Origin of the sequence: Kangiella sp. TOML190 (assembly GCF_023706045.1) — a bacterium.
Taxonomy (GTDB): Bacteria; Pseudomonadota; Gammaproteobacteria; order Enterobacterales; family Kangiellaceae; genus Kangiella.
Genome location: NZ_BQYL01000001.1, coordinates 1,345,455 through 1,369,890 on the forward strand (window position 1 = coordinate 1,345,455; position 24,436 = coordinate 1,369,890).

Genomic DNA, 24,436 nt, shown 5'->3' on the forward strand with positions numbered 1-24,436 from the left:
GGAGCTACTATGCTTGAAATCGATTGGGGATTGATTTTAAACCACCTGTTAACAATGATGGTGGCTTATGTATTAGCTTTTCCGATTGCTTGGAATCGAGAAAGCAATACGCGAAGTGCGGGTATTAGAACTTTTCCTTTGGTCAGCATTGCCGCTTGCGGTTTTGTTTTGATCGGTGCTGATATTGCGCCTGATAATGGTGAGCAAGCCCGAATTATCGGTGGCATTATTACCGGCATAGGTTTTATTGGCGGTGGCGCTATTTTAAAAGATGGCGGCCGAGTTACGGGGCTCGCCACTGCGGCTAGTTTATGGAGCACAGCAGCAATTGGCATTGCAGTTGGTATTCACCGACTAGAGATCGCCATTATTATTGCGATGGTGACTTTCGCTACCCTAAAGGTAATGACAAAAGTAAAAGATAAGGTACCTGAAGGTGAAGATAAAAGTCACGATTGAGTAGCAATACCGCCTGAGTTAAAAGCGCAATCGATAGCGAAGCGATACGGTTTCGGAGCCTTTGTTCTCATCACCCAGATCGGCATTGGACTTATGGTCGATGGATAAGCTTAAGCTACTATCTTGATCAAGAATATAGGCAAAACCCAGCAAGGAGCGGAACTCAACGTCATAACCTAATTGAGAGCCGTCGTCGCCTGCATTGTAATAACCTGGCATCAGGCTCATTTCTAAGAACCAGTTTTCATTTAATGGATAATCTGCAGCAATCCCGAACCCAATCCAAAAGTCCTCATCGGTATCATAATGAATGGCGGTAGCGGCCTTAAAGCTAAAGTCTTTCCACTGATAAAACTCTGGCAAGTGGTATTCTAGAACTATGGCTGTGGATTGGCTATCGGTTGCATCGAGCACATCGTCATGACCGATACCCACAATAAAGTCGCTGGCTTGAAGCGCAGGAAAATTTAGAACGATAAGAAAAGAAAAGAAGATGCTGCTGAATTTAAGAGTCCTAACGCTAACATTTTTGCTCATCTTCCCTGCCTACCTACCTTTAACTGTTTAGAGTGCTTATTAAACCGACTGGTTTAATAAGTACAGCTTAATCATTGATTTTAAAGAGGTCAATACTATATTTATGATTTTTGATGACCAGCTCTTGTATAATCAAATTTTGATAAAACTTACAGTTTTTAATGAGAGTTTTTAAGCCAAACAAGCTATTTCTACCACGCAACTTTGATAAACCCCAGATCAGCGAAAACTGCTATGTAGAAATAGGCGCTGGACGAGGTTTACATGCGTTACAATTTGCACAGGCTAATCCGGATAAGCAATTAATCGCCATTGAGCGGACGCGAGTTAAGTTTGAGGATTTTGCCCAAAGAATCGACAAAGTCAGAGCGCAAAAGCAACGTTTGAAGAATTTAACGCCAGTGCATGCTGATGCTATTCCTTGGCTGGTACACGCTTTGCCGCCGCAATCATTAAACGGGGTTTTTCTGTTATACCCTAATCCTGAACCGAAAAATGCAGCGCAGCGTTGGCTTAACATGCCATTTTTTGAGTTTTTACTGTCGCGCTTAAAACCAGAAGCTAAAATTATTCTGGCAACCAATATTGAGGAGTATTTTGCAGAAGCAAAGCAACAGGCCGAAACCCTCTGGCAACTACCGATGAAAGCATTTGAAGTGGATAAAGAGTCTAGGCGTACTCACTTTGAAATTAAATATTTGGCGCGTGGCGAAAGCTGCTATCAACTTGAGATCTATAAACCAGCGGATTATCAAACCCGGTTCGATCAGTGGGCACTTGCGTAAATAGCTCATCGGAGCAGACAAAAGTTTACAATTTTAACTCATCAAAAGGTCTTTTGTTGTTATAATCGAAGCTACAAAAAGTAGTATATTTATAATTATTTGGTAATGAAAAAATTAATTTTAGCCGCCGTTTTGGCGAGCAGCTTTAGCATGAGTGCTACGGCAAACTTTTGCGCTACTCCAGGAGAAGACGGTAGTCCTACCATTACTGGCGTTATTAATACCTATTATGAGCCGACTGGTGGCGTATCAGCGGGCGCGACCAGCTTAACGGTTGGGGCTTCAAGTGGTGCTGGCGAAAGTCTGGCTGCAGGCGACTTGGTGCTGATTATTCAAATGCAGGACGCCACCATCAATTCTACCGATAGTAATAGCTATGGCGATGGCAGCACTGGTAGTGGTTATACGGTAATAAATAGTACCGGTTTATATGAGTTTGCCAGCGTTATTTCGGTTTCAGGCTCAAGCATTACTTTTGCTAACGGACTACAAAATTCTTATACCAAAAGTTCAGCCAGCTTAGCTTCGGGACAAAGAAGTTATCAGGTGATTAAGGTGCCGCAATACCAAGACGTGACTTTTTCCGGAACCTTAACCGCCACTCCTTGGGATGGGGCTTTAGGTGGTGTTTTTGTGGTCGATGTTGCGGGTACTGTGTCGGGTGGCGGTGCTAACGTGGATTTGGCGGGGTTGGGCTTCCGTGGCGGTGCTTATCAGGATAACGGGGTGGCTACGACCGCGGCGCAGCGCTTTCAGTACGTCGCCAATGCGGTGAATAATACCGGGCCTGGTGGCAATCGACATGCGGCTAAAGGTGAAGGAATTGCTGGCACCCCACAATTTATTTTTAACGGTACTGCGGTAGTGGATACCAATGGCGCTTCGCCTGCCGATGGTTATCCAAATGGTGATTATGCGCGCGGTGCGCCCGGTAATGCTGGTGGTGGCGGAAACGAATGGCTTAATGGTAACGATTCCGCCGGTGGCGGTGGAGGTAACTTCGGCGCGGGTGGTCAAGGCGGAGCTGGCTGGAATACCGATCCGATCACTGAAAATGTAGGTGGCTTAGGCGGTGGTGCTTTCCCTGCGACTGCTGCCCGCGTGGTATTTGGCGGCGGTGGTGGCGCAGGTATGGCTAATAACGATGATGCTCCGCATGGCGGTAATGGCGGTGGCGTCGCGATTATTCGTAGCAATATTATTTCAGGCTCTTTTAGCATCAATATTGATGGTAATGACGGTATCGAATCACTCAATAATGATGCCGGCGGCGGCGCGGGGGCTGCAGGTTCGGCAGTAATTATTGCTACCGCAGGGCTTAATGGGGTGAGCGTTTCTGCCGTGGGTGGCGATGGCGGGGATGCTTGGACTAGCGATAGCGGCTCTAACGCCATGCATGGCCCTGGTGGTGGCGGTGCCGGTGGTTATGTGATTTATTCTTCTGGTGCAGGCAACCCAAGCGTTAACGTTGCTGGTGGTGCTTCGGGAACGACCACCAGTCGTAATGAAACCTTTGGCGGTTCTTCGGGTTCAAGTGGTTCCGATACTTCAGGTAACTTGGTTTATCCTTGTGCTGCTGATCTTGAGGTGACTAAGTCTGATCCAAATCCGACCTATTCTCCCGGCCAAGTTAGCAGTTACCAAATCCAAGTGACTAATTCTGGTCCAGCCAATGTCACAGCCGCCCTGATCAGTGATCGCGTTCCTAATGGCCTAACTATCGGTAGCGTTTCTTGCTCGGTTGCTGCTGCTTGTACCAGTATTTCGGTAGTGGGACAACAAATCGACATCAACTTGAATATCGATAATGGCCAAACCATAACCGTTACCGTTCCAGTGACTTATAGCAGCGATCCAGCAGATTATTGATACCGCACTTTATTAAGGCTGGCCTGATGGCTTGAAATAAATTCCCGCTTTGCGGGAATCACTAGATTAATTATTTAGAAATTTTACGATATTTAATCCGATGCGGTTGATCAGCATCGGCACCAAGGCGGCGCTTTTTATCCGCTTCGTACTCTTGATAGTTACCTTCAAACCAAATCGTTTCACTGTCGCCTTCAAAGGCTAAAATGTGTGTGGCGATTCTATCGAGGAACCAGCGATCGTGCGAAATCACTACCGCACAGCCTGGGAAAGCTAGCAGTGCATCTTCCAAGGCGCGTAAAGTTTCTACGTCTAAATCATTAGTCGGCTCATCCAGTAGCAACACGTTACCGCCAGATTTTAATAACTTCGCCAAGTGAACCCGGTTGCGCTCGCCGCCTGACAAGTTACCAATGCGTTTTTGTTGATCAGAGCCTTTAAAGTTAAAACGCCCGCAGTAAGAACGTGATGAGGTTGTGTAATTACCAACGGTGACCAGATCCAAGCCGTCCGAAATTTCTTCCCACACGGTTTTGCTATCGTCCAAACTGTCGCGACTTTGGTCGACATACGACAACTCAACGGTTTCGCCAACAATCAGCTCGCCGGCATCCGGCGTTTCTTGGCCTGTGATCAATTTGAACATGGTGGATTTACCCGCACCATTGGGGCCAATCACGCCGACGATACCACCTTGTGGTAAGTTAAAACTTAAGTCGTTATACAACAGCTTGTCGCCAAAAGTTTTGCTTAGGCCTTTGGCGGTAATCACTTGCGTACCTAGGCGTGGCCCTGGCGGAATGTATAATTCACGAGTCTCGTTGCGTTCTTGGAACTCTTTGCTGGATAATTCTTCGAATCGCGCCATCCGTGCTTTGGATTTGGCTTGTCGGCCTTTAGCGTTGGAGCGCACCCACTCCAATTCTTCTTTCATGGTTTTTTGGCGTGACGCTTCTTGTTTGGCTTCAATTTCCAAACGTGCAGATTTCTGCTCCAACCAAGAAGAGTAATTACCTTCCCACGGAATACCGTAACCGCGATCGAGCTCTAAAATCCAGCCCGCAGCATTATCTAAGAAGTAACGATCGTGGGTAATGGCGACCACAGTACCATTATAATCCACCAAAAAGCGCTCCAGCCAGGCAACCGATTCCGCATCCAAGTGGTTGGTCGGTTCATCCAGCAACAACATATCAGGTTTTTCCAGCAGTAAACGGCAAATCGCCACACGGCGACGCTCACCACCAGACAAGTGTTCAACTTTAGCTTCCCAAGCTGGTAGTCTTAAGGCATCAGCTGCGCGCTCTAGCGCATTTTCCAAATTATGGCCATCGGATGCTTGAATAATGGCTTCTAGCTCGCCTTGGCGTTTAGCTAGGGCATCAAAATCAGCACCTTCTTCGGCATAAGCGGTGTAAACTTGATCAAGTTCGTTTAAGGCATCTTTAACGTGCGAAACCGCTTGCTCTATAACTTCTCGTACGTTTTTGCTTTCGTCGAGCTGCGGCTCTTGTGGCAAGTAGCCAATATTAATCCCTGCTTGTGGGCGCGCTTCGCCTTCAATATCCGTATCAATCCCAGCCATAATCCGAAGCAAGGTGGATTTACCGGCACCGTTTAGACCGAGAACACCAATCTTAGCTCCTGGGAAAAAAGATAGAGAGATGTCTTTTAAAATGGTTTTATTGGGCGGAACAATTTTACCAACCCGATTCATGGTATAAATGTATTGAGCCATGGGTTACTCTAGTGACCAAAAATAATGGTGTTATTTTACCTTGCTTCGACTATTGAAACCACAGCGAAACTCGAACTAAGGCCATACTAAAACCAAAATGGAGATCTTGATGCGTTTTTTTTCTAGACTAATTTTTGTACTAATGGCTTTTTTGAGCTTGGTTTTAGCTTCTGCTTGTGGCCCGCTAGCAAAAAATAACGCCATGCTGGACTGTGTGGCGCATCAGCAGCTCTATAAAATGGCGGATCAAAGAGCGATAGATCAAGAGCTAACACAAGCTGCATTAGCTTGTAATAAGTCCGAAACCGTTCGAGTGGCTTTAATTGCGCTTGGTCGAATTGGTGGAAAAGAGGCTGCCGACTTGATTGTGCCGCAACTTACCAACAGCAAGTCTTCGATACGCCAAACCGCGGCTTTTGCCCTGGGAATTAGTGGCGACGCTAAACAAACCTCTCTTCTTGAGCAGCGCCTTTGGCAAGAGACAAATCCCGAAGTGCAGCAATCTTTAGCTTTAGCTATAGGTAATTTAGGGGCTGAAAATGGCGTTGAACTGCTAGCAAAAATCATTCATCAAGCGCCGAGTGCCGAGGCGGCCAATGGTGCTATGCAGGGTCTAGGTATTTTTGCTTTATTCCATGGCGATAAACTTAAAGATCTTGAGCAACTTGATAGTGAAAAGGTTATTGCGCGGCTAGATAACCCTAAGACTTCGTTAGCTGCGAGTTTTCTATTAGCAAGAGTGTCACTATTAAAAAAGTCCCAAACGCCTGAACTCGTGGCGCTTTTTCCAGTTATTGATGCAGACAGTCAAGCGTTCTTGTTACGGGCTCTTGCCAAACTGGATACGCAAGAAACTAATCTGTTGCTACGCAAGCATATCAAGGATACCGATATAGGGGTTAGGCTAACCGCGATAAGAGCTTTATCGCAAGCGAGATCCTCGCCGACTAATTTGGCATTACTGCAGTTGGTGTTTAGTGGTAATAATATTTTTGATCAGATTACGGCAATACAGTCTGGTGCAGCCTTAGCGCCATTCACTCGGAACAGGCTACTTACAAGCTCGAACAGTTGGCGGGCTTCGGAAACTTTTTTGTCCTTGTTAAAATTGCAACCAAAGGCAAAGTATTTAAAGCCATTGGCACTTAAATGGATGGATACTAAAGATCCTAATTTACAACGAGCGGCGATTGCTTATTTTGTAAAGCAGGGTGATAAAATGCAACTAGAGCAATTAGCCAAAAGCGATAAAACCATTATTGCCAATGGCGCCAAGCAAGCCTTAAAGCTTAGCAATGAGCCTAAAAATCCACCACAAGCAACGCCAGACACCTTACCTGAAGAGTTATTAACCGGCTCAACAAAAGTCAGTTTAAACACTACTCAAGGCGAAATCGTTATTCGCTTATTTGCCGATACGTCATACACCTCAGCCAATTTTATCAAGCTAGTTAAGCAAGGTTTTTACGACCATAGTTATTTCCATCGAGTGATCCCAAACTTTGTGGCGCAAGGTGGTGGCAAGGTTGGCGATGGTTCAAGTTCAGTGGGTTATGCTATTCGCGAAGAACTATCTCAACGTTCGCATCGCTATGGTACCGTTGGCATGGCAACGGCAGGTAAAGATACTGGAGGCGCGCAGTTTTTTATCAATTTAGCGCCTAATTTACATTTGGATTCCAACTACACTATTTTTGGCGAAGTGGTGTCTGGGATGGAGGTAGCCTTGAAACTGGAACAGAACGATCAAATTATCAAAGCTAAGCTAATCGAGCTTTAAATAGTAAGGTTCTGGACTATAAAAAACACTCCATAATGACGTCGCAGCGTTGATAGTCGCTGCGGGAGCATTCGAAAGTGACTTCCTTAAAGCCCAGTTTTTGATACAGATGGCGCGCTGCTGTTAACTGGCTGTTGGTTTCTAAAAATAGGCGTTTGCAGCCTAATGTTTGAGCTTGCTCGATAATGGCTTGGCCAAGATGATAGCCCAGTTGTAAGCCTTGAAAACCGTCGAGCACCCCCATTTTGACTAGCTCATACTCATCATTATGCCACTTTTTTAAACCGCAGGTACCAACGATTTGCCCTTGGTATTGGGCAAAAACAATGGCACCACCAGTATCAATTAGGTATTTTTGTGGATCGGTTAGCACTTTCAGATCTTCCGGCTCCGGCTCGAAGTAGTGCTCTATCCACAGCAGGTTAATGGTTTTAAAGTACTCGGCCAGCTCTGGGCTGAAGCTTAAAATTTGAATGTCGGTGGTGCGCATAAAGTTAACATATCATTTGGTTATGCTAAACTTAGGCCAACTTATCCAGTTGAGTCAATAACAAGAAGGGGATTATGGATCTATTTACCATTGAGAATTTATTTACCTTAATGATGCTGATTGTGTTACAAGCTGTGTTGGGCTTCGACAATCTGCTTTATATTTCGTTAGAGTCTAAGCGTGCGCCTGCCGCTGATCAAAAGAGAGTACGCCGACTCGGTATTGGTATTGCGGTTGTTTTACGGATTGTTTTGTTATTCTCGCTGATGAAGCTTATCGACTATGTGCAAGGCGAGCTGTTTAGCATCCAATGGCAAGGGGTAGTGGAGGGTACCTTTACTTTTGAAAGCTTGATTGTGCTATTTGGTGGTGTCTTTATTATGTACACCGCAGTTAAAGAGATTTGGCATATGATGGCGCTGGAAGTTGGCGATACCAGCGATCGCAAACCCCAATCGGCAGCAAAAATTATCGCGCTGATTGTAATGATGAACCTAGTATTCTCTTTCGATTCGATTTTGAGTGCGATGGCTTTGACCGATAACTTCTGGATTATGGCGATAGCGATTATTTCCAGTGGTATTGCCATGATTTGGCTAGCAGACACGGTATCAAACTTCCTTGAAAAGAATCGTATGTTTGAGGTTTTGGGTTTGTTTATTCTATTAATCGTTGGGGTTATGTTGCTAGCTGATGGTGGCCATAAATCGCACCTAATGTTCTTTGGTAATGAAATTACCCCGATGAGCAAAGCGACTTTCTACTTTGTGATTGCAGTGTTGGTATTGAGCGATATTGTTCAATCGCGTTATCAGAAAAATCTGTTAAGGAAGAAACAGCGTTTAGCAGAAAAAGCAGGGGTTAAAAGTTAATCGTTTATCCAATGTACTTAATATCATCCCGCGGCTGGAGGCTTGCTCTCTTGGTCTTCGCTGGAATGATCGATTAGTTTAAGCCTTAATTAAAAATAAACAAAAAAAGCCTGCAAATGCAGGCTTTTTTTGTGGCTAGAAAGCTTAACAATAACTAAACTTTCTTGAGCTCCAATGCCACTTTAATCAAATCTTTAACGTATTGATTATGTGCCTTGGTAGCGTCTGATTGCCAGAAGGCAACGTTTGTGTCCGAGTCAATATTTTTCAATTGCTGGCGAGCTTGGGCAACGCTTTGGTTGCTGTAGCCAGCTTTGCCATTAGTTTGAACAATTCGCGCAAGCCCTTTGATATATTCAATCTGTAAGTTCTGGCGCATTGAATTAACATCACCAGAATCACCTTTAAATACCGCTTGGGTGAGATCGTTCATGACTTCCGATAAGGGGTATTGGTTACCATAAATGGCCGAATCGACAATACGCTTTTGTACTACAGGATGTAGCAGTTGTACCAGCACGCTACGCTGGGTATTAAGTACCATATCGTGCAATTTCGGGTCTTCGGTAAAACCATAATGGTTAAAGCCGCGGCGTTGCAGTTGCAATTTGCTTACTAGATCTTGGTTAAAGTCGAAAGCATCTTCGGCGAAAATGTATTTGGCCAAAGCATCCATCGCTTGCTTTTGCTTGGCTTTTTCAACAGGGCGTAATGGTTCGGTCGCACCTTGTTGACCAGCAAAACCACGATCAATATAAACACCACCAATGTAGCGCGAAATAGTGCGGGCATGGCCGCCGTATTGACGAGCTAAAGCGCTAAAACCATTTAATAAGCCTTGATAAGAGTCGCCTTCTTTAACCAGCTTACCAATTAACTCACCTTCTACTTTGCGGATATAATCCATCTGGTTGGTGGCAAAGCCAATCGCATCGGAGCTCATGTCACCAACATTAATTCGCGGATCGATAGCTTTACCTGGCGCACGCATATCATCGGCGTCGTTACCAAAAGCCAGCTCTGGCTCGGTTGAGCGCGCTAGTAAAGTTTCGAGACGCGCTTTTTCTGCATTGGCATCTTCCAGCGAAGGTTTATAACCAAACTCGATCGCCCACAGATCGTACGGACCAGGAGTTGTGGTGTAGTAGTTGCCTTGAGCTTTGCCATCAGTGCTAAAGTTAATCGCAGGATAGTCCATTACCGAACCAGTCAAGCCCATGCTTGCGGTTTTGGATTTATCCGACAAAGAAGCGATGTCGTGTAGCTGGCTGGACTTCATGTTGTGGTTCAAACCTAAGGTATGGCCGACTTCATGCAATATCAAAAAGTGAATAAAATCGTTTAAGAAATCAGAAACTTGCTCTGGATCAGAAGCCATCGCTTCCATCATCACCCGACCATCCATTGCATCTTGATACATGGCTTGATGCAGATCTTGCTTATACTCTAGGGACTGCTCCATTGCTTCTTGCATCGAAATAGCGGTGGTTGCCATTAATTCTTGGGCAAAAGCCACGCGGTTAAAGACCGAGTATTCCAGCATAATATCAGCGCCTAACAACTGACCTGTACGCGGGTTAGCAAAGCTTGGCCCATAGCCGCCAAAAGGAGGGCGCGGCGATGAAGTCCAGCGCAGAACGTTGTAACGAATATCGCCTGCATCCCAGTCCGCATCATCTGGCTGGATTTTGACCTGTATGGCATTTTTAAAGCCGGCTTTTTCGAACGCCTTGTTCCATTCTAAAGTGGCATTTTTTACGGTCTCGCGAATGTGCTCTGGGGTAGTATTTTCAATCCACCATACGATCGGCTCTACTGGTTCGGAAAGCTCAGCGGCGGGATCTTTTTTCACCAGGTGCCAACGGCGGATAACGTCACGATAAGGGGTGTGGTCGCCCACTGCCGTCATGTCATGAACTTGGTTCATAAAATAGCCGACGCGCGGATCATCAAAGCGTGGTTGATAATCATTTTTGGGTACTTCAATTAAAGAATGGCGGACGCTGACTTCGATCGAACGCGGATCGGTCACGGCAAATAAGCCAGGAGTGACGGTGCGAGCTTGTGGCATGATCGGCGCTGGATTATCGTAAACGTACTCGACTTCAAAGTCGGTATTTTCTGGATAATTATCAATCTCTACGTATTTGGTTTTGTTTTTGCTCAGTTTGCCTAAACCTAAACGCTGGCCAGGTTTTGTTCCCGGACGTGGCGACGGCTTGATTTGCAGTAAAGACTCAGAAAGAAATAATTTGTCAGCGCTGATCAATACATCGCCCGTTTCTTTATCTTCGGCAATAATGGGCAAGCTGGTGACCACAGGGCTGTTAATGTTGGCGTCTTTGGCTTTAGATACCGCATTATCTGGATCGAAATAAAAACTGGTGTTTTCGGCTTTAAACTCGATATTTTTATAGTGGCGATCAATGGAGTAAATTCGAGTGCCACGATAGGCTCCGCGGAACATCCCCACATCGACTAGACCGTCTCGAAGCTGCACAAAGTGCAAAAACTCTTTACCGAGCTGGTCTTTTTTTATCACCATGCTCAATTTGCCAGTTTTTGGATCTTGATATAAATCGAATAAACCATCAATTTTGGTTTGATCTTTTATGGCTTCAGCAATGGTTTTTGGCTTCTTCTGCTCTTTTTTGGATTTTGCTGGTGCAGCGGCTTCAGCGCTTGGTGTCGCCAAGGCAAAACTAGTCCCTAGCAAAGCAATCGCTAAGGCTTGGCTGATTTTATTAATTTTCATGGAAATCCCCGTTAAATCGTTAGCTTGAAGTGGTTAATTAAAATTCAACTTATCTTTGTACCAACTTAAAGCCCGAGGCTCAATTGGAATTTGTAACCAGATATAAATGATGGGGTGCCGGGGTGGAATGAGCTATGACACTATCTTAACGATAGTCAGACTAAGCCCAAAGCTCTCAACGCCTAAAAAATACCCTAAGATAGTTTTCTATGAGTATCTTAGGGCTTGCAGGCTAATTCAGCATCGGTTTTAGGTATTTACCAGTAAAAGAGCCTTTTGTTTTGGCAACTTTTTCAGGGGTACCAGTGGCAATAATCTGGCCGCCTTTGCTACCACCTTCAGGGCCTAGATCTACAATCCAGTCTGCGGTTTTAATCACATCCAAATTATGCTCAATCACGATCAAGGTATTGCCGTGATCGCGCAGACGATGCAGCACTTGCAGCAGCTGATTAACGTCATGGAAATGTAAGCCAGTGGTCGGTTCATCGAGGATATACAAAGTCTTACCCGTATCGCGCTTAGAAAGCTCTCTTGATAATTTAACCCTTTGCGCTTCGCCGCCCGATAAGGTGGTGGCGGATTGCCCAAGCTTGATATAAGACAAGCCTACATCAATCAGGGTTTGTAATTTTCGTGCAATCACGGGAATCGCATCAAAATATTCGCGCGCATCCTCGACTGTTAATTCCAAAACTTCATGAATGTTTTTGCCTTTGTAGGTAATTTCCAGTGTTTCTCGATTATAGCGCTTACCTTTACAAACATCGCAAGCTACATACACATCCGGTAAAAAGTGCATCTCAACCTTAATCACGCCATCGCCTTGACAGGCTTCACAGCGACCGCCTTTGACATTAAAACTAAAACGACCTGGCTTATAGCCGCGGGTTCGTGATTCTTGCGTACCTGCGAATAACTCCCTGATCGGCGTAAAAATACCGGTATAGGTCGCTGGATTAGAGCGTGGCGTTCGGCCAATGGGGCTTTGATCGATATCAACGACTTTATCGATATGTTCTAGACCTGAGATCGATTCGTATGGTTTAGCTTGCAGGCTTGAGCGGTTAATTTCCTTCGCCACAATCGGGTAAAGGGTATCGTTAATTAGGGTCGATTTACCCGAGCCTGAAACGCCCGTCACGCAAGTCATTAAACCAACCGGAATTTCTAAATTAACACTATTGAGATTATTACCTTGTGCGCCGGTTAACCGAATACTTTTCTTTTTATCAAGCGGCGTCCTCTTTGCAGGCACCGAGATTTCTTTGGCACCAGTTAAATACTGGGCAGTTAGAGAGTTTTTATTTTTCTTAATTTGTGTCAAGGAGCCTTTACCGACGATTTCACCGCCATGCACCCCAGCACCAGGGCCAATATCCACAATATAGTCCGCAGCGCGAATGGCATCTTCATCATGCTCTACTACGATTACCGTATTGCCTAAATCACGCAAATGATTGAGGGTTTTTAGTAGGCGATCATTGTCTCTTTGATGCAGGCCAATTGAGGGCTCATCGAGAATATACATAACGCCGACTAGACCTGCACCAATCTGACTGGCAAGGCGAATACGTTGGGCTTCGCCGCCCGACAAGGTATCAGCGCTACGCTCCATAGTCAGATAATCCAAGCCCACATTGACCAAGAAACTCAAACGATCGCCAATTTCTTTTAACACTTTAGCTGCAATCTCGCCGCGCTTGCCTGGTAAATCGAGTTTTGCAAAATAGTTATAAGCCTCTTCAATCGACCAGCGGGTCACTTGATGAATGGCGGTGTTCTCGATCAAAACGTTGCGCGAGTCTTGGTTAAGACGAGTGCCATCACAATCGCCGCAAGACTGGGTGGTCATATACTTGATCAAGTCATCGCGTACCGCGCCCGATTCGGTTTCACGAAAACGGCGCTGCATATTGGGAATAATTCCCTCGAAAGTGTGAGTTCGGCGATAAACCGCGTCCTTGTCGTTGTTGTATTCGAATTCAATTTCGGTGCGCCCGCTGCCAAATAAAATCACCTTTTGGATCTTTTTAGACAAACTTGACCAAGGCGCTTCAATATCAAAATCATAATGTTTCGCCAATGATTTCAACATATGAAAATAGTATACATTTCGTCTATCCCAGCCGCGAATGGCGCCGCCCGCTAAAGACACTTCATCATTGGTAATAATTTTTTCTGGATCGAAAAATTGATCTACCCCTAAGCCATCACATGTTTGGCAAGCTCCTGCTGGGTTGTTAAAAGAAAAAATTCTCGGCTCTAATTCTGGGATCGAATGGCCACAAGTAGGGCAGGCATATTTAGCCGAAAAGACCATTTCTTCAAAGTTAGGATCTTGATCCATGTGGGCCACGCGAGCGATACCCTCGGCCAGTTCCAGCGCGGTTTCAAAGGATTCCGCCAAGCGCTGTTGCAGACCGGGTTTAACTTTAAAGCGATCCACCACCACTTCGATGGTGTGCTTTTTATAGAGATCCAGCTCCGGCGCTTCGGCCAGATCGCAGACCTTGCCATCGATTCGAGCGCGTACAAAGCCTTTGGCTTGTAACTCTTGAATCAGTTGTACATGCTCACCCTTGCGGTTTTGTACCACGGGCGAGAGCAGCATCAACTTAGCGCCCTCTGGTTGCTCCAGCACCAAGTCCACCATTTGTGAAACGGTCTGCGCTTCTAACGGTAAATGGTGATCCGGACAGTGAGGTGTACCCGCGCGGGCAAACAACAAGCGCAGATAATCATAAATCTCGGTAATGGTGCCAACGGTTGAGCGCGGATTGTGCGAGGTGGATTTCTGCTCAATGGAAATCGCAGGTGATAGGCCTTCGATATGATCCACATCCGGTTTTTCCATCAAGGATAAAAATTGACGAGCATAAGCCGATAGCGACTCTACATAGCGGCGTTGACCTTCGGCATACAAGGTATCAAAAGCCAGCGATGACTTACCTGAGCCTGACAAGCCAGTGATTACAATCAACTTATCGCGAGGTAAGGTTAGATTGACATTCTTGAGGTTATGAGTTTTTGCGCCGCGTATTTCGATGGTATCCATTAAAATTATGCCACTGTCTATTGTTTAAAATTGTCTAAAGTTGTCTCAATCCAGATAAAAAATCGCCTATTGCGACTTGTTTAGAATTAACCAAGAAGCGCAAAAACGAACCCGTAACTATAACTCTTTTTGTGTTCAGACTAAACGCCTATAACACTTTTTATTGATGAATTGGCTGACAAATAGATTAGAAATTGACCAACAACTAACAAGCGCTTGGCGCAAGCTATTTCAGACCTGTTGGGCTAAGCTGGAGCTTGCTAATCAAGGCTACCTTTCGTAGTAAAAAGAAGCTAAGATAGTGCGATTGAAATTTTAGAAAAACGCCCAATCATAATTATAAAGTCGCTATATGCAATTATAAGTGATTGAAAGCAAAAAGAATTTGGAGGCAATATGGCCAGTCGTGGCATCAACAAAGTAATTTTAGTAGGTAACTTGGGCAAAGATCCGGAAGTGCGCTATACGCCAGACGGGCGTGCCATTGCCAATTTGACCTTGGCAACCTCGGAAACTTGGAAAGATAAGAATACGGGCCAGCAGCAGGAAAAAACCGAATGGCATCGGGTGGTGATTTTTGGCAAGTTGGCTGAAATTGCGGGCGAATACCTACGCAAAGGCTCACAAGTTTACCTAGAAGGTAAGTTGCAGACGCGTAAATGGCAAGATCAGTCTGGTGCTGATCGCTATACCACCGAAGTGGTACTTGATTTTAACGGCGTGATGCAAATGTTAGGTGGTCGTCAAGGCGGAGGTGAAGCGGCGTTTGGTGGACAAGGCGCAGCTCCACAGCAAAAACCACAACAACAAGCTCCGGTAGCGCCGCCAGTTGATGACGACTTTGATGACGATATTCCATTCTAGTCGTTATTAGTCGGAATTTTTTGTCAATTAACGTATCAAATTAACATTATTAAGACGAACTGTTATAAGGAAATCGAATGAGTTATCAAGAAGTTGAACAACGCGAAGGTGCCGTTAGCCGAACAGGTTTAGGTGATCGCGCTAAATTTATTACTAAAACTTACAATCATTTATTGGCGGCTATCTTTTTGTTTGTGCTTGCCAGTGTTTGGTTATTCCAGTCGGGCACCTCGCTGAAAATAGTCAGCTTTTTCGCCTCAATGGGCACTTTTGGTACCATTATGATGTTTGCCGCCTTTATTGGTATCGGCTGGTTTGCCACCAAGTTTGCCCATAGCGCTGAATCAAAAGCTGTCCAGTATTTAAATTTAGTCATTTTTACGGTGCTTTATGCGGTCTTTTTCTCGCCGATACTGTTTTTTGCTGCGACTAAAGCGCCGGATATGATCCAAAGTGCTGCTACCGTGACTTTAATTGGCGCGGCTGTTTTGACGGCGATTGTTTTTTACACTCGTAAAGACTTTTCATTCCTGCGCGGTATTGTGATGTGGGGTTTTGGCCTAGCAGTAGTTGCTATTGTGGCTGGTATGGTCTTTGGCTTCCAACTAGGCACTTGGTTTAGCGTGGCTATGATTGGTATTTCTGGTGCGGCTATTTTGTACGATACCTCAAATGTTTTGCATCATTACCCAGAAGATAAGTATGTGGGTGCGGCGATTCAGTTATTCGCCAGTATCGCCATGATGTTCTTGTATGTGTTGCGACTCTTTATGTCCTTCGGCGAAGAGTAGTTATTAGAGCAAAGAAAAAACGGCCTTTGGGTCGTTTTTTTTGGCTGATAGTTTTAGTTAGTGACGAAGGCTATCAGGCGTTTGTCCGGTCCAGCTTTTAAAAGCACGAATAAAGGAGTTGCTGTCTTGATAACCCAACAAAAACGCTATCTCGACAATCGAATAAGGTGTCTTGGTGAGATAGTGTTTTGCCAGCTTCTCTCGAAGCTGACTAAGCTCAGTTTTAAAGTTAGTATTTTCAGCTTTTAAGCGGCGCTGCAAGGTTCTTTCGGTCATGGCGAGACGCTGTGCAACTTCGCTCATGGAAGTTTCTCCCGATGAAATCATTTCCAACAAACAAGCGGAGACACGCTCGGAAAAACTTGAATTTTGCTCCAGCATCGAAACTTGTAAGGCTAACTCCTTTTCAAAAATAGCACTCATGGCTTTATTGGCGGTAAGAAAAGGTTTTGCTGCATCTTGAGCGCGAAATACCACCCTATTTGTGGGTCCTTGTGTTAATGGGATGCCAAAGAAATCTTGATAGGGGCTTTTATCACTAGGCAAGTGGTTAACCGTTATTTGGTACGGAATTATTGCTTCACGGGTACCTAATCGCGCCAGTTGTACAAAAAATAAAAGCTCGGTCATGATAAAAGAAGTGGGCAGCTTTCTATCAACGGCAATTCCTGCCAATTCGATGCTTGTATATTGTTCAGTCTGTTCTAATTCAAGCTCTAATGGCCCAATCAAAGGTTTGTAGGCAACTAGCCGTTTTAAAGCACGGTTGAGATCGCTACTACAAAAGCTGGCAAAAATCGGCGGGCTAAACACTTCCGGACTGACGCTGTTTACCAAGTTAATGGGGAAATGGAGCTCTTGATGCAATGTTTCCAGGCTTGACCAGAAGCGCAGATAGTCATTTACAGAAAGGGACATTGGTTGCTGCGAAAACAAATCCCATGGTAGCTGAGCATGACGAAGCAAATCTTGTGGTTCGATGCTAAGTGTTTGCAAAATCGCGGGCCAAGAAGCATCTATGGCAAAGGTCTGCTTGGTCATGTTCATGTCGCTGCTCTCTGTAAACTATATCTATAAATTAGGACTAAAAGTCTTTCTTTTTAAAGCTATCGACAATGGCGCCACCAACCATTTTGGTTAGGTTCATCCACGAAGGCTCCATCGCGTAACGGGCCATACCATTGGCCATATTGTCGAAGGCTTGTTGGCTAATACGCATCATATGACCAGGCGACATAAATTTGTCGTAAAGCACCGATTTTTCGATGTTTTTATAACCAAGTAAATTACCGAAGTTACCAGAGCCAGAGACCAATTCTTTGCCATGCTCGTTGCCGCCCCAAGTTAAATAGGGACTTAAGAATACGAAAGGTGGAATGGTGTTGACTGCGATACCACCATATTGCAAATCATTGATTGCCATATCGAGCGAGGCTTGATGTGACTTTTGAGTTTTATCGTCAATGATCAGCATACAGCCTAAGGAGCCGTGCAGTTTTTCGTTACAAAACTCGGTAGCTTTTGGTAAAAACTCGCTGGCAGTAGCGGCGACATCTAAAGGCACTTCATCAATCACCTGACAAAATGCTTCGTTATGCACCGCATAACCATCTTCGTCCACATCGGTGATCAGCAAAAAGTCGGAAGTTTGATATTTGCCACTTTCGGGCTGTAACACTTCGGCATTTGGATAAGCGTCCTTAAAACCTTGCATGACTGCGTCAGAGCCAGGGTAGTAGGTACCTGCCGCTGGAGTATCTTCAACGATTGCTTTGCGTAACGCATCTAAAAATTGTTGACGTTGTGGCCACTGCTTTGAAGTGACTAGGGTTTGCGGACGACCACAAACCGCGCCGCCATTCATTTTGGCAACGGTGGCAATTTGGATCGCTTGATGTTCGATTTCTTTATCGCTCCAAGGCTTATCGCCAGGCACTACAATACAAGGATTATTACCACCACACTCGGAGACCAATGGCGTATCGGTCGCGCTCATAATGGCTTTAGCGGTTTGCGCGCCGCCAGTGAAATAAATCTGTGAAATACCCTCGAGTTTGGTTAATTCTTGGCCTTGATCCGCGTCGCAGAAGCTAATGGCACCATGCTCGATCAATGGCTGAAATACTTTGGCCCAAACCTGATCGGTCGCTTCGTTCAGGCTGTGCGGCTTATGAATCACGGTTTTGTTATCGTAGAACAGGGCTTTAACCATCTCCAAAGCCGAGCTGTAGTTGCCCGCGCCTAATACTGCGATCACGCCTGCTTCTTTATCCATCGGCGATACTTGCGTTGGCTTGCCTTTAACTCGCAAATGACCTTTTTGCGTGCCGTATAAAACCTTATCTTTAGTTTCTTGTGGAAAGACTTCAATGTCATAAGTATTATCATCAATTTGAGTCACTTTTTTCGGCTGCAACATTTCGCCGCGTGCTAATGACTCGTATAGATGGATACTGGCGGTTAAGTTGCCAGCAATCGGAACTGCGGTGCCAATTTTTGATTCGGGGTGTGAATAAAGTTTTTCGCCCATCAGTTCATTTTTCATTTTGCCATCGAGTACGGCTAAATCGTCGGCATAAATCTTTAAGTTGTCGCGAACTTGCTCTAACAAGCTCAAACGCTCTGGAATAGAGGTGTTAGCCCATTTTTGTGGGTCCAGTTGGTTAAAGGCTTCTTGCGCTTTCATCATGTGCTCCTTGAGGGATCAGTAAAGTTGATGTTTGTATAGTAGCCTATCTTAAGCGGCAGTTAACTAGCAAAGGGCGACATTTTTTAGCGAAATACGACAAAGTAAAGTTTAAAAACGACAAGCAGTGTTAAGTGATTGTTTTTATGGCGAAAAAAGATCAGCTTCTTTATACTAAATCTTAAAAATAAATGACCAAATTACAATGACACTCCTGTTTATCGCGATTTTTCTGAGTGCTTTAGCGCATATATTGGCCGATTATCATCAAAAATGGACTCTGACTTACCTATTTAAACCCTTGACCATGCTGTTGATTATGGCGCTTGTGCTACTCAAAGCCGATTTAGCGGTGGTTTATAACCGGTGGATTTTGCTTGGGTTAGCTTTATCCTTGATCGGCGATATGTTTTTAATGTTGCGCCCGCAACGGTTTATTGCTGGCTTGGTGGCTTTTCTGTTGGCTCATATAGCTTATGTGATGGCTTTTTATAGCTCAGTTCAAGGTAATGATATTTCTTGGTTGGCGAGCTTGTTACTACCGTTTGGACTTATTTATTTAGGGATATTGTGGAAATACTTGAATAACTATCGGTGGCCAGTAGTGGGCTATTTTGTCGCCATTGCTTGCATGCTGTTTTTCGCCAGTGCGCTGTTGTTAATCGAAATGTCCCACATGGCAAAGTTGGCGTTTTTTGGTGCTATGTTATTTGCTATTTCCGATGGCATTTTAGCTTGGAGAAAGTTTAAAAGGCCGCTTAAATACGGCCAGTTTTATATTATGACTAGTTACTTTGCTGCCCAGACGTTGATTGCATTATCGGCAATACACTATTGGAGTTGATTTTTTTAGGGCAAGAAGCAATAGCTCAAGAAGCAACGATTATTGATCCTTGCCTTCACTATTAACTTCTTTTTCTTTGTCCTTAACGTATTGATGCATTTTTTCTTGTCGTTCTTGCAGCTTGTCAATTCGCTCTTGGGTCAGTTTCTTTGAATCGGGATCGGTTTCTTCTTTTAATTGCTTTTTCAGAAAATCGATTTCTTGCTCTAAGATCTGCGCTTTTTTACGCATATCATCAAGCTTTTCAGCACGCTCGGCTTTATCAAATATCACTTCTTCGGGACTCGATTGAGCACTTTTCTTGTGTTGACGCTGAGTAGGGATAAAGACTTGCTCATTAACTTGGCGCTGATTCATAAAGCTTGGTGAGACGATTTCTATATCCGCTTTATGCAGCGCGTCTAATACGCAGCCATTGAGAGTAGAACGAGCCGATAAGACGGTGTTGATCTCTTTAACCAAACCATAGGCTTTGTAGACGATGGAAAAGTCACCAAGCGATTCGATGTAGACGAAGGGGTTTTCTAAACCAGCATCTTCAACTGCTTGAATCAGGATAGGCTCGATAATGCTATGGTCAACATCGTAGCCTAGAGAGATTTCCGCCGAGATGATGGTGCCATTGTTGTGCATAACCGTGACGGGATTAGTGACTAAAAATAAATTTGGTAACGTGATTAAATCGCGCTCACGATTTTGGATCTCAATGTGTAACAGCCCCCGAGTGGTGACACGTCCAAAGTGTTCACCGATCTCAACCAGATCGCCAACCCGAAAGTTTTTCACCGAGCGTAACCAAATGCCTGCCATTAAGTTACCTAAAAAGGTGGTGGAACTTAAGGCAATGGAAGCGGAGAGCAAAATACCAATAAGCCCAATGATTTGGCCTTTTAGGCTATCCTTGACTGGGAGACTTAGCACAAAGGTGATAACCAAACACAGCATAAAGATGAAGCTGCTAATCTGGCGCTGTAACACGGCGTTATCGGAACGTTTTTCGCGAGCTTTAAAAAAACGTTGCAGTAGATTATAAAGGACAAACCCGAGAATAATGGTGATAGCAGGCGCTATTAGTTCACCCCAATTAAAGCTACCAAAGAAGTTGATAATCGAATCCATAATTGATTGTTTTGGTTAGGATTTATCTATAGTAGCGAGAATCAACTAAAAGCACAAAGGCATAAAAAAAGGCGCCCAGTAGGCACCTTTTAATTAACGCTATCTAAACCAGAGTTAGAAGACGTACTGGAAGCGTAAGCTTAATGCATCGCCGTCTTTATCTTGGCCATCTTCTTCAAGATCACCCATGACATAGTTCAAACCAACACGTACGGCGTTGTTCGCATAATAGTTCAAGCCTAGCGTTAACGCTTCGGCTTCGTCTTCGCCAGGCTCATAAGAACTCCAGCGGCCAAATACTTCCCAAGCACCGGACTTACCTTTTGGCTTAACGCGCTTGAATTTGCCTTTGCTGTAAGGACGAGATTCGCCAGTGATAACGTAACCAAACTGGGCATAGTAACCAGTGATATCAGTATCGCCTGTCATTGAGCCTTTAACTTCGTCAATTTCACCATCGAAGTATTCTGCTTGAGCGTGGAAAGGACCATTGGCATACGCAATTTCAAAGTTATAAGCCATCAAGCTTTCACCCATGATAGTACCCGAGCCCGCTTTTTCTGTAGCTAGATGCACATCCAAGCGCTGGTCAGCGTCTTTGAATTCGTTGCTACCTAAACGGGTTTTATTCACACCAAAACCTAGGTGTAAGACTTCGTTTTTAGTCACAATTGGTGCGTAAGTAGCACGACCAGCAATTGTAGTGGTCATGTTGTCGTCTTCCTCACCTTCATTGTCGTAAATACCTAAATTCCAAGTGTAGTTATTCTCGGCATTACCCAAAGACACACCATACAATTTACCAGGTGCGAAAGCGTTGGTGCTCATAGTACGTTCGATGGCAGTAATGTCTTTAGAAGACGTCTGCTCTTCTAAACCGAAGGCTGCTTTATGCTTACCAACAGTAAGATCGCCAAAGTCCCAGCCTTTATATTGAAGGTAGGCTTCAGAGATAGTCGAAGCGTCGTCATCAAGATCCGCTTCTACTTTACCTGCCCAGTCGCCCACTTTGCCTTTTAGGCTGATACGTGCACGACGAATTTCAGAGTCAGAGCCAGAGTCATCGCCATTAGCATTAAAAGCATCGCCATCAAACCAGTCAAAATCGTATTGAACACGGCCTTCAACTTTGAATTCAGCATCGCTTGTTTTAATGGTATAGCCGCCGCCAACTTTAGTTTTGGTTTCTACTTCAGCCAAAGCCGGAGTTGAAATTGCAGCTGTTACGGCTACTGCTAATAATTTTAGTTTCATTGTCATCTCCAATAAAAGAGGGTTTTAGTTAATAACGGCGGCAATTGTACCCATTATTTGTGACATTTCTATGACATAAAGGCTAAGGAATGATGAAACTGGGGTAAAAGTGAGCAAAGTAAGGTTTTTTTATCAGTCTTTAGCGGTTAATTTTGCTGTGCTACATACTGTCATAATCTGATCGATCAAAAAGTTAGGTTTCATATAACTGTCATATTCGGGTTCTATAATCGCAACCAATTCGTCATATTCCTGATCAGAAGTTTAAAAGCGCTATGGAACTTTCTATTAAAGATAAAACCCGCCGTTTGCTCGATGAGCAAACCAATAGTGGTAAGCATAAACGCAGAAAATTCAAAGACTTATTAGCTAAATACGGCATTGCAACTGGCGGCTTGTCGGTGATTGCGGCAGTGGTATTGATCTGCTTTTATTTATTGTGGGTGGTTCTACCGATTTTTAAGCCAGCGCATATTGAGCTCAACAAAGAGTTTCAATGGCAGCAGCAGAATTTGGCTTATCTTGGGGTGGAAGAGTACGGCGAAATTGCTTTTGGTCTAAACCATGACGGGCATATGCAGTTTGTGGATTTAGCAAGCTCGCAAGTCATTTCACAAGAAAATATTGAAGCAGATAGCGCCATGAGCGCCTATAGCTTACTGGATCTAAAGGGGCTAATGGCGATAGGCTTTGCCGATGGTAGTTTTAAACTGGTTTCGCAAAAATATGCCATTAGCTACCCTAACGATAAACGTAAAATTACTGCTAGCTTAGAATATCCTTTTGGCGAAGATACTTTTGAATTGGCCGATGCGCCGATTAAAATCATCAATGGTAAGCGCTGGGAAGACGGTTTATTGATTACTGCGGTAACGGCGAATAATCAGATCATAACTAAGAGCTATAGCGTCGAAGAGTCAATGTTAGACGATGGCTTTAACTTAGAAGAAGATGCTGCTGGGCAAATTTCACCGGCAATAAACGTCAAGTATGCACTGGCGACCGAAGGGCCGGATTGGCTGTATTTGATCGCGGAAAATGGTCAGTCGGAAATATATCGTTGGCGCGGCAACAACTGGCAGCAAACGGAAACTAAACGCTTAACCGATGAAGGAACCCAAGTCTCACAAGCAGTATTTTTGTTGGGGCAAACGTCTATTTTGGTCGGCGATAGCCAAGGTCAGGTAACTCAGTGGTTCCCTGTTCGCGAGCAGAACAATGATTTTCTATTGACCAAAATTCGGGCTTTTGAGTTTTCTAATAGCGCAGTTACTCAGATTATTCCTGAGGCTCGCCGCAAAGGTTTTATTGCTGCGGATAGCCAAGGAAAGATTGGCGTTTTTTATACTACTTCGGAGCGCTACTTAGAAACGGTCAACTTTGCCCAGCCGCTAGCCGCTTTTGCTATCAACTCGCGCAGTAATAAACTTATTGCCGTTGGGCAAGACGGTAAAACAGATCTGTTCTCGGTGGAAAATGAACACCCCGAAATTTCGTGGTCTGCGCTTTGGAACGAGGTTTGGTATGAAAGCTACGAAGAACCTTCCTTTACTTGGCAATCATCTGCTTCGACTAATGACTTTGAATCGAAATTTTCCTTAGTACCGCTAAGCTTTGGTACTTTCAAAGCGGCTTTTTATGCCATGTTGTTCGCAGTCCCATTGGCCATTTTCGGGGCAATTTTTACCGCTTATTTTATGTCACCAACCATGCGCGGCATGGTAAAACCCACCGTGGAAATCATGGAAGCGCTACCGACGGTGATTTTAGGATTTTTGGCCGGTTTATGGCTGGCGCCCATGGTCGAAGAAAACCTGATGGGGATTATTTTAGTTTTAGTGTTATTACCGATCTTAACGGTAGCGTTTGGTTTTGCTTGGCATCATGCGCCAGCCGCACTCAAGAACCGCATTCCTGACGGTTGGCAAGCTGCATTACTATTTCCGGTCATCATTCTTGGAACCTTGTTTGCTTTTTGGCTGGGCAAGCCGCTAGAGGCAGTGTTTTTCGATGGCAATATGCCCGCTTGGCTCAATTCGATGGGTATTAACTACGATCAACGTAACTCAATGGTGGTGGGTATTGCGATGGGCTTTGCGGTCATTCCAACCATTTTTTCGATCACCGAAGACGCAGTTTTTAGCGTACCAAAACACCTAACCAATGGCTCGCTAGCGTTGGGTGCCAGCCCTTGGCAGACTATGGTTCGAGTAGTCTTACCAACCGCTAGCCCAGGGATATTTTCGGCGCTGATGATCGGTCTTGGCCGCGCGGTTGGGGAAACCATGATCGTATTGATGGCAACGGGTAACACGCCGATTATGGACATGAATATCTTTGAAGGGATGCGCACATTGTCCGCCAACATTGCGGTGGAAATGCCAGAATCGGAAGTGGGCTCTTCGCACTATCGGGTGCTCTTTCTGGCGGCATTTGTCCTATTTTTATTCACTTTTGCTTTCAACACCATCGCGGAAGTGGTTCGTCAACGTTTGCGTAACAAATACGGTTCGCTTTAGGCCTCTTTAGGAGATT

Annotated in this window: 18 protein-coding genes; 9 read left to right on the forward strand and 9 right to left on the reverse strand. The window is 44.7% G+C overall.

Annotated elements, in window-relative coordinates:
* Positions 1-9: 9 nt before the first annotated feature.
* Positions 10-459: an MgtC/SapB family protein gene (locus tag NFS34_RS06600; RefSeq protein WP_251359147.1), complete on the forward strand. Its 450-nt coding sequence runs from the start codon at positions 10-12 to the stop codon at positions 457-459.
* An 18-nt stretch (positions 460-477) separates the two neighbouring features.
* Here the strand turns inward: NFS34_RS06600 and NFS34_RS06605 are convergent, their stop codons facing one another.
* The gene (locus tag NFS34_RS06605) at positions 478-996 is read right to left on the reverse strand and encodes an acyloxyacyl hydrolase (protein ID WP_251359148.1); all 519 of its coding nucleotides are present in this window, start codon (positions 994-996) and stop codon (positions 478-480) included.
* A 161-nt stretch (positions 997-1,157) separates the two neighbouring features.
* Here NFS34_RS06605 and NFS34_RS06610 point away from each other — a divergent pair, with 161 nt between their 5' ends.
* Together NFS34_RS06610 and NFS34_RS06615 are read left to right on the forward strand one after the other, a co-directional pair.
* A complete protein-coding gene (locus NFS34_RS06610; protein WP_251359149.1) occupies positions 1,158-1,781 on the forward strand; it encodes a tRNA (guanosine(46)-N(7))-methyltransferase TrmB in 624 nt (207 codons plus the stop codon).
* Positions 1,782-1,886: 105 nt separating this feature from the next.
* Positions 1,887-3,650 (forward strand): DUF11 domain-containing protein, encoded by a 1,764-nt coding sequence (locus NFS34_RS06615; protein WP_251359150.1) that lies wholly within the window; start codon positions 1,887-1,889, stop codon positions 3,648-3,650.
* Between the two features lie 70 nt (positions 3,651-3,720).
* On the opposite strand, the gene ettA is transcribed toward NFS34_RS06615, so the two are convergent.
* A complete protein-coding gene (ettA, locus tag NFS34_RS06620) occupies positions 3,721-5,388 on the reverse strand; it encodes an energy-dependent translational throttle protein EttA (protein WP_251359151.1) in 1,668 nt (555 codons plus the stop codon).
* Positions 5,389-5,497: 109 nt separating this feature from the next.
* Between ettA and NFS34_RS06625 the strand changes: the two genes are divergently transcribed.
* Positions 5,498-7,168 (forward strand): peptidylprolyl isomerase, encoded by a 1,671-nt coding sequence (locus NFS34_RS06625; protein WP_251359152.1) that lies wholly within the window; start codon positions 5,498-5,500, stop codon positions 7,166-7,168.
* Between the two features lie 16 nt (positions 7,169-7,184).
* Here NFS34_RS06625 and NFS34_RS06630 read toward each other — a convergent pair whose 3' ends face one another.
* Positions 7,185-7,658, reverse strand: coding sequence for a GNAT family N-acetyltransferase (locus NFS34_RS06630; RefSeq protein ID WP_251359153.1), 474 nt, complete (start codon positions 7,656-7,658; stop codon positions 7,185-7,187).
* A gap of 74 nt (positions 7,659-7,732) precedes the next feature.
* Here NFS34_RS06630 and NFS34_RS06635 point away from each other — a divergent pair, with 74 nt between their 5' ends.
* Positions 7,733-8,530, forward strand: coding sequence for a TerC family protein (locus NFS34_RS06635; RefSeq protein ID WP_251359154.1), 798 nt, complete (start codon positions 7,733-7,735; stop codon positions 8,528-8,530).
* Positions 8,531-8,684: 154 nt separating this feature from the next.
* Here NFS34_RS06635 and NFS34_RS06640 read toward each other — a convergent pair whose 3' ends face one another.
* Positions 8,685-11,285, reverse strand: a complete 2,601-nt coding sequence (locus NFS34_RS06640) for a zinc-dependent metalloprotease (RefSeq protein ID WP_251359155.1) — start codon at positions 11,283-11,285, stop codon at positions 8,685-8,687.
* Positions 11,286-11,517: 232 nt separating this feature from the next.
* Entirely contained in the window at positions 11,518-14,343 is a 2,826-nt protein-coding gene (uvrA, locus tag NFS34_RS06645; protein ID WP_251359156.1) for an excinuclease ABC subunit UvrA, read from the reverse strand.
* Between the two features lie 396 nt (positions 14,344-14,739).
* On the opposite strand from uvrA, the gene ssb reads away from it, so the two are divergent.
* Both ssb and NFS34_RS06655 read left to right on the forward strand, forming a co-directional pair.
* Complete coding sequence (ssb, locus tag NFS34_RS06650) at positions 14,740-15,207, forward strand: single-stranded DNA-binding protein (RefSeq protein ID WP_251359157.1); 468 nt, start codon at positions 14,740-14,742, stop codon at positions 15,205-15,207.
* 77 nt (positions 15,208-15,284) lie between these two features.
* The gene (locus tag NFS34_RS06655; RefSeq protein WP_251359158.1) at positions 15,285-15,998 is read left to right on the forward strand and encodes a Bax inhibitor-1 family protein; all 714 of its coding nucleotides are present in this window, start codon (positions 15,285-15,287) and stop codon (positions 15,996-15,998) included.
* Positions 15,999-16,055: 57 nt separating this feature from the next.
* Here NFS34_RS06655 and NFS34_RS06660 read toward each other — a convergent pair whose 3' ends face one another.
* Positions 16,056-17,045, reverse strand: a complete 990-nt coding sequence (locus NFS34_RS06660) for an AraC family transcriptional regulator (RefSeq protein WP_251359159.1) — start codon at positions 17,043-17,045, stop codon at positions 16,056-16,058.
* Positions 17,046-17,082: 37 nt separating this feature from the next.
* Positions 17,083-18,684 carry an aldehyde dehydrogenase family protein gene (locus NFS34_RS06665; protein WP_251359160.1) on the reverse strand — a complete coding sequence of 534 codons (1,602 nt, stop codon included), beginning with the start codon at positions 18,682-18,684 and terminating at the stop codon, positions 17,083-17,085.
* 205 nt (positions 18,685-18,889) lie between these two features.
* Here NFS34_RS06665 and NFS34_RS06670 point away from each other — a divergent pair, with 205 nt between their 5' ends.
* Complete coding sequence (locus NFS34_RS06670; protein WP_251359161.1) at positions 18,890-19,528, forward strand: lysoplasmalogenase; 639 nt, start codon at positions 18,890-18,892, stop codon at positions 19,526-19,528.
* Positions 19,529-19,567: 39 nt separating this feature from the next.
* Here the strand turns inward: NFS34_RS06670 and NFS34_RS06675 are convergent, their stop codons facing one another.
* Together NFS34_RS06675 and NFS34_RS06680 are read right to left on the reverse strand one after the other, a co-directional pair.
* Entirely contained in the window at positions 19,568-20,647 is a 1,080-nt protein-coding gene (locus NFS34_RS06675) for a mechanosensitive ion channel domain-containing protein (protein ID WP_251359162.1), read from the reverse strand.
* Between the two features lie 114 nt (positions 20,648-20,761).
* Complete coding sequence (locus NFS34_RS06680) at positions 20,762-21,901, reverse strand: OprO/OprP family phosphate-selective porin (RefSeq protein WP_251359163.1); 1,140 nt, start codon at positions 21,899-21,901, stop codon at positions 20,762-20,764.
* Between the two features lie 275 nt (positions 21,902-22,176).
* Between NFS34_RS06680 and NFS34_RS06685 the strand changes: the two genes are divergently transcribed.
* Positions 22,177-24,420, forward strand: a complete 2,244-nt coding sequence (locus NFS34_RS06685; protein WP_251359164.1) for an ABC transporter permease subunit — start codon at positions 22,177-22,179, stop codon at positions 24,418-24,420.
* Positions 24,421-24,436 lie beyond the last annotated feature (16 nt).

What these genes read in the sequence shown, in the direction of transcription:
- NFS34_RS06660 (WP_251359159.1), bottom strand. Translation starts at nt 17,045, where the DNA reads ATGAACATGACCAAGCAGACCTTTGCCATAGATGCTTCTTGGCCCGCG.
- NFS34_RS06685 (WP_251359164.1), top strand. Translation starts at nt 22,177, where the DNA reads ATGGAACTTTCTATTAAAGATAAAACCCGCCGTTTGCTCGATGAGCAA.
- NFS34_RS06680 (WP_251359163.1), bottom strand. Translation starts at nt 21,901, where the DNA reads ATGAAACTAAAATTATTAGCAGTAGCCGTAACAGCTGCAATTTCAACT.
- NFS34_RS06605 (WP_251359148.1), bottom strand. Translation starts at nt 996, where the DNA reads ATGAGCAAAAATGTTAGCGTTAGGACTCTTAAATTCAGCAGCATCTTC.
- NFS34_RS06675 (WP_251359162.1), bottom strand. Translation starts at nt 20,647, where the DNA reads ATGGATTCGATTATCAACTTCTTTGGTAGCTTTAATTGGGGTGAACTA.
- NFS34_RS06630 (WP_251359153.1), bottom strand. Translation starts at nt 7,658, where the DNA reads ATGCGCACCACCGACATTCAAATTTTAAGCTTCAGCCCAGAGCTGGCC.
- NFS34_RS06635 (WP_251359154.1), top strand. Translation starts at nt 7,733, where the DNA reads ATGGATCTATTTACCATTGAGAATTTATTTACCTTAATGATGCTGATT.
- ssb (WP_251359157.1), top strand. Translation starts at nt 14,740, where the DNA reads ATGGCCAGTCGTGGCATCAACAAAGTAATTTTAGTAGGTAACTTGGGC.
- NFS34_RS06665 (WP_251359160.1), bottom strand. Translation starts at nt 18,684, where the DNA reads ATGAAAGCGCAAGAAGCCTTTAACCAACTGGACCCACAAAAATGGGCT.
- ettA (WP_251359151.1), bottom strand. Translation starts at nt 5,388, where the DNA reads ATGGCTCAATACATTTATACCATGAATCGGGTTGGTAAAATTGTTCCG.
- NFS34_RS06625 (WP_251359152.1), top strand. Translation starts at nt 5,498, where the DNA reads ATGCGTTTTTTTTCTAGACTAATTTTTGTACTAATGGCTTTTTTGAGC.
- NFS34_RS06600 (WP_251359147.1), top strand. Translation starts at nt 10, where the DNA reads ATGCTTGAAATCGATTGGGGATTGATTTTAAACCACCTGTTAACAATG.
- NFS34_RS06655 (WP_251359158.1), top strand. Translation starts at nt 15,285, where the DNA reads ATGAGTTATCAAGAAGTTGAACAACGCGAAGGTGCCGTTAGCCGAACA.
- NFS34_RS06610 (WP_251359149.1), top strand. Translation starts at nt 1,158, where the DNA reads ATGAGAGTTTTTAAGCCAAACAAGCTATTTCTACCACGCAACTTTGAT.
- NFS34_RS06670 (WP_251359161.1), top strand. Translation starts at nt 18,890, where the DNA reads ATGACACTCCTGTTTATCGCGATTTTTCTGAGTGCTTTAGCGCATATA.
- NFS34_RS06615 (WP_251359150.1), top strand. Translation starts at nt 1,887, where the DNA reads ATGAAAAAATTAATTTTAGCCGCCGTTTTGGCGAGCAGCTTTAGCATG.
- uvrA (WP_251359156.1), bottom strand. Translation starts at nt 14,343, where the DNA reads ATGGATACCATCGAAATACGCGGCGCAAAAACTCATAACCTCAAGAAT.
- NFS34_RS06640 (WP_251359155.1), bottom strand. Translation starts at nt 11,285, where the DNA reads ATGAAAATTAATAAAATCAGCCAAGCCTTAGCGATTGCTTTGCTAGGG.